This is a genomic window from Bacteroidota bacterium, from assembly GCA_034723125.1.
Classification (GTDB): Bacteria; Bacteroidota; Bacteroidia; order CAILMK01; family JAAYUY01; genus JAYEOP01.
The window spans coordinates 1-7,177 of sequence record JAYEOP010000581.1; the positions used below are offsets into that span (position 1 = coordinate 1).

7 protein-coding genes are annotated in these 7,177 nt (G+C 29.0%); all 7 read right to left on the reverse strand.

The features are described 5' to 3' along the window. Positions 1-136 (reverse strand): DUF5989 family protein (locus tag U9R42_14570; GenBank protein MEA3497248.1); only part of this gene is annotated, 136 nt, incomplete at its 3' end. After that, positions 137-394 (reverse strand): hypothetical protein, encoded by a 258-nt coding sequence (locus tag U9R42_14575; GenBank protein MEA3497249.1) that lies wholly within the window; start codon positions 392-394, stop codon positions 137-139. Positions 395-401: 7 nt separating this feature from the next. Then, positions 402-1,484, reverse strand: a complete 1,083-nt coding sequence (locus tag U9R42_14580) for an alkaline phosphatase (GenBank protein ID MEA3497250.1) — start codon at positions 1,482-1,484, stop codon at positions 402-404. 13 nt (positions 1,485-1,497) lie between these two features. Next, positions 1,498-2,601: a DNA-processing protein DprA gene (gene dprA, locus U9R42_14585; protein MEA3497251.1), complete on the reverse strand. Its 1,104-nt coding sequence runs from the start codon at positions 2,599-2,601 to the stop codon at positions 1,498-1,500. Positions 2,602-2,604: 3 nt separating this feature from the next. Further along, positions 2,605-3,126: an adenine phosphoribosyltransferase gene (locus U9R42_14590; GenBank protein ID MEA3497252.1), complete on the reverse strand. Its 522-nt coding sequence runs from the start codon at positions 3,124-3,126 to the stop codon at positions 2,605-2,607. 411 nt (positions 3,127-3,537) lie between these two features. Next, on the reverse strand, positions 3,538-4,104 hold the full coding sequence (locus U9R42_14595; protein MEA3497253.1) for a YqgE/AlgH family protein: 567 nt from the start codon (positions 4,102-4,104) through the stop codon (positions 3,538-3,540). A 149-nt stretch (positions 4,105-4,253) separates the two neighbouring features. Beyond that, a complete protein-coding gene (locus tag U9R42_14600) occupies positions 4,254-6,776 on the reverse strand; it encodes an autotransporter outer membrane beta-barrel domain-containing protein (protein MEA3497254.1) in 2,523 nt (840 codons plus the stop codon). Positions 6,777-7,177: the final 401 nt, after the last annotated feature.

Sequence of the window (7,177 nt, forward strand, 5' to 3'; positions counted from 1 at the left end):
AAATAAATGGTGCAATTGCAGAATTGCTACCGAATACAATGACAATTCCAATTATTAAAAGGAAAATTATTATTGGCAACAACCAATACTTTTTTCTTTCTTTTATAAACTGAAATAAGTCTTTTAGAAAATACATTTATTTGTTTTTAGTTTTCTTAGAAAAATCATAAACTACTTTAATAATAGCTATACTACCTAAAGCTACTGCAAAAATACCAATGTATAGATTTTCATTCCAGAACATAAAAACCATTATTAGTGCTAAAGCAAAAATAATTATTGATGTAATTATTGAGTTGTATTTTACTACAATCGGATGTTTTGCAAAAACTCTTTTCAATACAAAAATTAATGCAAGAACAATTAGTGTTATATTTTTAAGGTCGAATTCCATAGTGTAATTAATAATTGGTTATAAGATGTTTTAGTTTATTAAATATTTCAGTATTGTCATACACTCCTGCAAAAATTTCAGAACCTGGACCATGTGCAAATACAGGAACAAGGTCGGGAGTGTTTTTTTTAGTAGCCCATTTAACTTTTACTTTTTTCTTTTGTAAAGAACCTTCAACAATTACAGGACCTCCAGTTGCTTGATTTGCTAAAACAATTACTAAAGTTTCTCCATCAACAGCAAGAAAATCCATTATTTCTCCCACTACTTTATCAAAGTCCAAAAGTTCATTAAGCATATAATCGGTGTTATTTGCTTGGCTTGCCCATCCAATATGAGAACCTTCAATTACCATAAAAAAACCATCTTTATTTCTGTTAAGTTTTTTAAATGTTTTTAGCCATGCCTGTGATAAATAATCACTTCTAATTTTGCTTTTTGGCAAATGTTCTTTTGAAACAAGTGCTGCTGTTTTTCTATTAAAAATACCATTTTTTATTCCTTTAATATTATCAACGATATTATATTTTTTCTTCCTGAGTTTGAAAATAAGATCCTCTTTATCTCTTCTTTTTCCAAAATATTTTCTTCCTCCACCAACAAAAACATCAACATTTGAGCTAACAAGGTCATTTGCTATTTGTTCGTCCTTACGTCCTGATTTTCTATGTGCATAAAAGCTTGCAGGAGTGGCATTGGTAATTGAAGATGTTACAACAATTCCTGTCTTTTTATTTTGTTCTTTTGCAATTTCGAGGATGGATTTTACAGCATTTCCATCATTGTCAACAGCAATAGCTCCATTGTATGTTTTTGCTCCTGTTGCTATTGCAGTTCCACTGGCTTCCGAATCAGGAATGAGATTGTCTGAAGAATGTGTTTTAATTAAACCAATTGTTTTTAATCGGAACATATTTAATTCTCCACCATTTTTTATCATTCCCGAGCTAATGTGAGATAATCCCATTCCGTTGCCTATTAACAAAATTACATTTCTTGGTTTTTGTGTAAATTCCTGCGAATAGCCGAAAGAAAAATTAAGAGTGAAAAGGATTAAAATGAGAAAGAATTTATTTAATCTATATTTCATAAGTAATAATTTGTTATAATTTAATTCTATAAAAATTACCAGGTAAAGGTTGGATAAAATCTTTGAATTCCAACTCTAAAAGTAGTATCGGAAGTTTTGACGAATTTTGACCCGCTAAAGTTGCCAATTTATCAATATGTATTTTTTCATTAGCCTGAATAGTAAGGACAATTAGTTTTTCAATTTCTGAGAGTGATGAGATATTAATTTTTTTCTTTACTTTTTTCCTTTTTTTCATATCCCATCCAAGATGATAAGCAATATCTTTTGCTTCTGTAAGAATATTTGCTTTTTGAATACGTATCAAATTATTGCAACCCTCAGATGTTTTGTCATTGTTTCTTCCTGGCACAGCAAATAATTCACGGTCATAAGAGTAGGCAATTTCTGCTGTTATTAATGCACCACCTCTTTTGGGGGATTCAACCACAATCAATCCGTCAACCATTCCTGCTACAATCCTGTTTCGTTTGGGAAAATTTTCTCGGTTTGGATTTGTTTCAGTTGGAAATTCAGTTAAAAGTCCACCATTTTCAATCATTTTTAAAGCAAGATCTCTATGCTGAAAAGGATATAGAGTATCCAAGCCATGAGCTAAAACACCAATTGTCGGTAGATTGTTATTGACAGCTTCCTTGTGTGCACAATAATCAATACCATAAGCTAATCCGCTAATGATTGTTACATCAAATTCTGCAAGTTCTTTAACGAGCTTTGTACAAAAATCTTTACCATAGTTTGTTGCAGACCTTGTACCTACAATTCCAATAATTTTTTGTGCATTTAAATCAGCATTACCATTATAATATAACATTACAGGTGCATCTTCAATATGAATTAATCTTTTCGGATACTCTTCATTCCAATAAAATAATGGCTTTATGTTGTGTTTTTCTATAAAATCTAATTCTTTATCAACTTTGTCAAAGTTATTAAATTTTACAATTTTTGAAGACATACTTTCTCCTATGCCGGGTATTTTTACAAGATGTGATTTTTTTTCTTTAAAAACAGCTTCGGGACTTCCGCAAAAGGATATTAAACTTTTTGCAGATTTGGGACCTATCAATGGCACCATTTGCAAAGCAATAACATATTTTAAATGCTCAGAACTCATTTCTTATTTACCCGAATATTCAACCAATTTAAAAAAGTCATAATCCTTTAATTTTTCACGTCCTCCAAGGTCTGGCATATCGATTATTGTTCCCACTCCAACAACAACTCCACCAAGTCTTTCAACTAGTTTTACTCCGGCAAGCAATGTTCCTCCTGTGGCAACAAGGTCATCAACAACAATAATTCTATCTCCTTTTTGTAGTGCATCACTATGAATTTCAACAGTGTCTGTTCCATATTCCAATTGATATTCTTCCGAAAGAACCTCAGCAGGTAGTTTTCCCGGTTTACGAATTGGAATAAATCCACATTTAAGTATAGAAGCTATTGTACCGCCAATGATAAAACCACGTGCATCAATTCCTGCCACGTAATCAATTTTCATTTCTTGATATTTTTCTTTAAACTTTTCTAAAACATAATTATATGCTTTATAATTTTTAAAAAGTGTTGTTACATCATGAAATAGTATTCCTTTTTTAGGAAAATCAGGAATATCTCGAATATATTTTTTTAGTTCCATTTTTTCTTTTTTGTAAAATCTCACATTCTAATACACAAATGATACATTTTTATCAATTCAAATAAACGAATAAAAATTCATTATTTTTGTAATTGGTAAAATGATATTTTGGAGAGTTTTCTAAGAGGCACTAAATAGGGGGAGGCAATCAAAACTTTTTTTATTAGTTTACTCAAGTTTCGCATAATAATTCCATAATGAATTGTTTCATACTTTGTGATTCTTCGTGTCTTAGAGCCTTCGTGGCTAATTATCAATATCTTGCCACAAAGACACCAAGGCACAATTTGCACTAAATAGGGGAGGCAATCAAAACTTTTTTTATTAGTTTATAAACTTCTATCACACTGAGCTACTCAATAAAATAGAACTTCCTTAAAAATAAAATGTGTATCAAAAAAAATAGAATTCTTAGTTTAAAGAAGGATTAACAGGATAATTTGCCCACACACTATATTCTTTTTTGTTAGAATCATTTAAGTTATCTTTCCAGTAGGAATCAAGATTTGGCTCCATAATTTTATCTACCTTAGCTTTTGTTACTATCCAGCTTTTTCTTTTTAATTCTTCATCAAGCTGATTTGGTCCCCATCCTGAATAACCAACAAAAAATTTTATTTCTTCCGGTGCAATTTGCTTATTCTCAATCATTGCTTTAACAGATTCAAAATTACCGCCCCAGTATAAATTCTCCATTACTTTTACACTCCCCTCAATTAAATCAGCTTTTGTATGTAAGTAAAATAAGGAGTTTGCTTCTACAGGACCACCCATGTGTAAGTTTGTATTAAAATCAGAAAAGTCTTTGATAGCTTCTCCAATCGCTGTGCTTAACGGTTTGTTTATTATTAAACCAACAGAACCTTCTTCATTATGTTCGGTTATTAAAACAACGGATCGACCAAAAAATTGATCATTCAGAAAGGGTACTGAAACTAATAATCTACCTTTTGTAGGTTTTATCATTGTTGTAGTCATAATATAAATATATAATCTGAAATCACTAATTCCCAAAAAAATTGAACAAAAATTATACAGCAATTTTTAAACCCAATAACAATTAAACTGTTAGTTATTAAAAATCATTATTCTAAGAGCTTTAACGGTATTTTTTTCTTGTAAAAAAGTTAAAATTTCATTCCAAAAGTAAAATTAAAACCGTAATCAATAGCTGTTATTTTTTCATTATTAGAATTTGTTTCCCAACGATTGAAAATAAATGAATTAAAATCAACAAAAAAATCCTGATTAACCATGTACCTTAACCCTGCTTCAAACGAAGCAACTGAAACAAAATAATCATCAATATTTTCCATACTTATTTCTAAACCTTCGGAAATTAATTTAGAATCTGTATTGGAGATTTTCATACGATTGTAAGAAGCTCCTACAAATGGTTTATATTTTTCGCCAAAATAATACCTAAGCCCAACTCCTCCATAAATTGAATTTACATGGCTTCTTAACAAATCAGTTATAGCTTTATTGTTGTCATAATTCATCTTAACATCTGCTTCAGCAAAGCCTTTAAAAAATCCTGCGTTCAAGCGTAATTGCAAATCAGTAATCACATCATAACCAAATGAAAAACTGTAATTCAGGATATCTGTAATCCTAAAGTTTTCAGGTTCTTGGTATTTGTAATCGCTAGCATACTTTGCAATAAAAAATGAATCATAATTATTTTCTGTAATCTTTTTTTCAATTTTAATTAAACCACCGGCATTAAACTTATCCGCTCCTTCACTTCCTGCAAAAATTTTCCCCATTGAAAAACTAAATTCTTTATTTGGCAACAATCTTATATTTTTAAAATTACTTTTATTTAAAACATCAATTTTTTCATTTGGTTTTACATTAAAAAACAACACAGTTGATTCCCTGTTATCGCCACAAAAACAATTATTAAATACAAAAGTTATATTTTCTTTATCAGAAATTTTCGTTTTAAATCTTTTGTTGTAATAACTTCCTTCGAGCTTCCCAGAATAACCAAATTCATCTTTTATACGTTGATAAACTGCATCTTTATCTTCAGGAACATCTGAACTCATGCAAACATATTGAGTATTCAACATAAACATTCTGTAAAATGTAAGCAAATGATTTAAAGAATAAATAGCGGTTCCTTGCACCATCATTTTTGATTTATATCTTTTGGGAGAAAGCGATTTTAACGAATCCTTTTTTGATAATAAAATTGCTTGATTAAAATCTTTAAAAAGTTCATTTATTTTATTGCTTATGTAAAAGTGTTCTGCCTCGGGATAATTTATTTTATCACAACAATCCAAATTAAAAACTGAATTTTGGTTTTGATAAATAAATAAAAGGTCTTTAAATATTTCTGTGCTTTTATAAGCAATTGATTTTAAGGTGGCATCATTCGTTGATAACTGTCTGCTATCAATTAGTACAACCCCCTGATCAATCATGCTTTTAAAATATTCGTAGGTAATTATTGACTTTAAATCAAAACTCCATTTTTCATTTTTCACCCATGATTTAATGTCAAAAGTTTTCAAAAATTCAAGATCAGTTGTTATTTCTTTAGATAGTTTTTTATCATTTTTACTTAATCCTTTCAAAAAATCTTTTTCTAAATGCTCAATTTCAAAGGACAATAAATATGTTTTAACTAATGGACTCAAACTCTTTTTTGCCTTACAAGGCAGGCATTTATTTTCATTATCAAACCTTTGATTTCTTACTTTAAAAATATCATATTTTTCGAAACTTACAGTAGGTGTTCTCACAGCGTAACTTGTAGGTTTGTAACCAAAATGTTTCGGAAGGCATTTGGGGTTTTTTTCAAGAACATCAGGAGTAATAAAAGTTTTTGATTCTATTCCAAGTGTTTCAATAATATTCAAATATCGGCTAAATGAGTTCTTTGCATTTTTGAGTTTATTAGCATCCGAATATGCTTCAAAAATTTGATTTAATGCTTTTTTAAATTGGGGCTTTTTAAGTGCAACTCCCTTGTTTCCCGAAGCACAAATCCAAATTCCAACTTGTAAAATAATTCTTTTTTCCAACTCGGGAGCATTGTTAAAATGAGTAACTAATTTTCCTGCTTTGTACAACCTCCGGTAAGCTTTTTCTAATAATCTCATTTGTTCAAGCATTACAGAATTTGCCAATTGCTGATTGTTTGAAGGATTAAATTTATACTTATAAAATTCAAAGGTGCCGGGATTAGTAACAATAAAATCAAAGGGAATCAGATCAGAATTTGATAGCTTTTTTACATTAAATTTATGAAACATCATTGTGATTGAATCAATGCTTAAAGGCTTTATTTCAAAAAGTTTTTTTATCTTATTCCACTCTATTTCTTTACTTATTGTGTTTTTATCAATATCTGTACTGTATCCTTCAAGGAAAAATGTTTTAGACTCGCCTATGCCAACTTTAAAAATCCTGTTTTTATCAAGCAAATAACCACTGGTATTTTTTGTTGACGGATAATAAAAAGGATATACTTTTTTTATAAAAACTTTTTGTGAATTGTTAGTTATCTTTATTTTAAAAATATTTCCTGAAGTATTTCCTGTTAAATTAACATCTATTTTAACTTCTTCTTGTGCTGGTGCAGAAATAACAAAAGTTGATAAAAAAAATAACAAAATTATTAAACGTACTTTCATTTTACTATTGCTTCCAATGTTTTATGTTTTTATTAAAGTGTAAAGGTAAAAAACTTTTTAACTAATTTTTCTGTAATTTATTAACAAAAAAAGGTTCTATGCCAAATACTGTAGGTAATCAACTTTGCCAAAGACAGATTCACAGAGAAAACTAAAAACTAAAAACTAAAAACTAAAAACTTTCTTTCAGCAAAACATTAACTTATAAAATAACAGGCTTAGCGTTTCTTGTATCCTAAATTGGATAAAAAGTTAATAACTATGTTTTTTGTTCCCAGTCAATCTCAAAAGCTTCAATAATTTTATTTTGTTTTTTTGTGAGTTCTGAAAATATTATATTTTTTTTATTGATTTGAGTTCTTTTTATTTTATTGAGTTCTAACATTAATTCTCGTAAACTG

Bases quoted from the DNA above. Each gene is read 5' to 3' on its own strand.
- U9R42_14590 (MEA3497252.1), bottom strand. From the start codon at position 3,126: ATGGAACTAAAAAAATATATTCGAGATATTCCTGATTTTCCTAAAAAA.
- U9R42_14600 (MEA3497254.1), bottom strand. From the start codon at position 6,776: ATGAAAGTACGTTTAATAATTTTGTTATTTTTTTTATCAACTTTTGTT.
- U9R42_14575 (MEA3497249.1), bottom strand. From the start codon at position 394: ATGGAATTCGACCTTAAAAATATAACACTAATTGTTCTTGCATTAATT.
- U9R42_14595 (MEA3497253.1), bottom strand. From the start codon at position 4,104: ATGACTACAACAATGATAAAACCTACAAAAGGTAGATTATTAGTTTCA.
- dprA (MEA3497251.1), bottom strand. From the start codon at position 2,601: ATGAGTTCTGAGCATTTAAAATATGTTATTGCTTTGCAAATGGTGCCA.
- U9R42_14580 (MEA3497250.1), bottom strand. From the start codon at position 1,484: ATGAAATATAGATTAAATAAATTCTTTCTCATTTTAATCCTTTTCACT.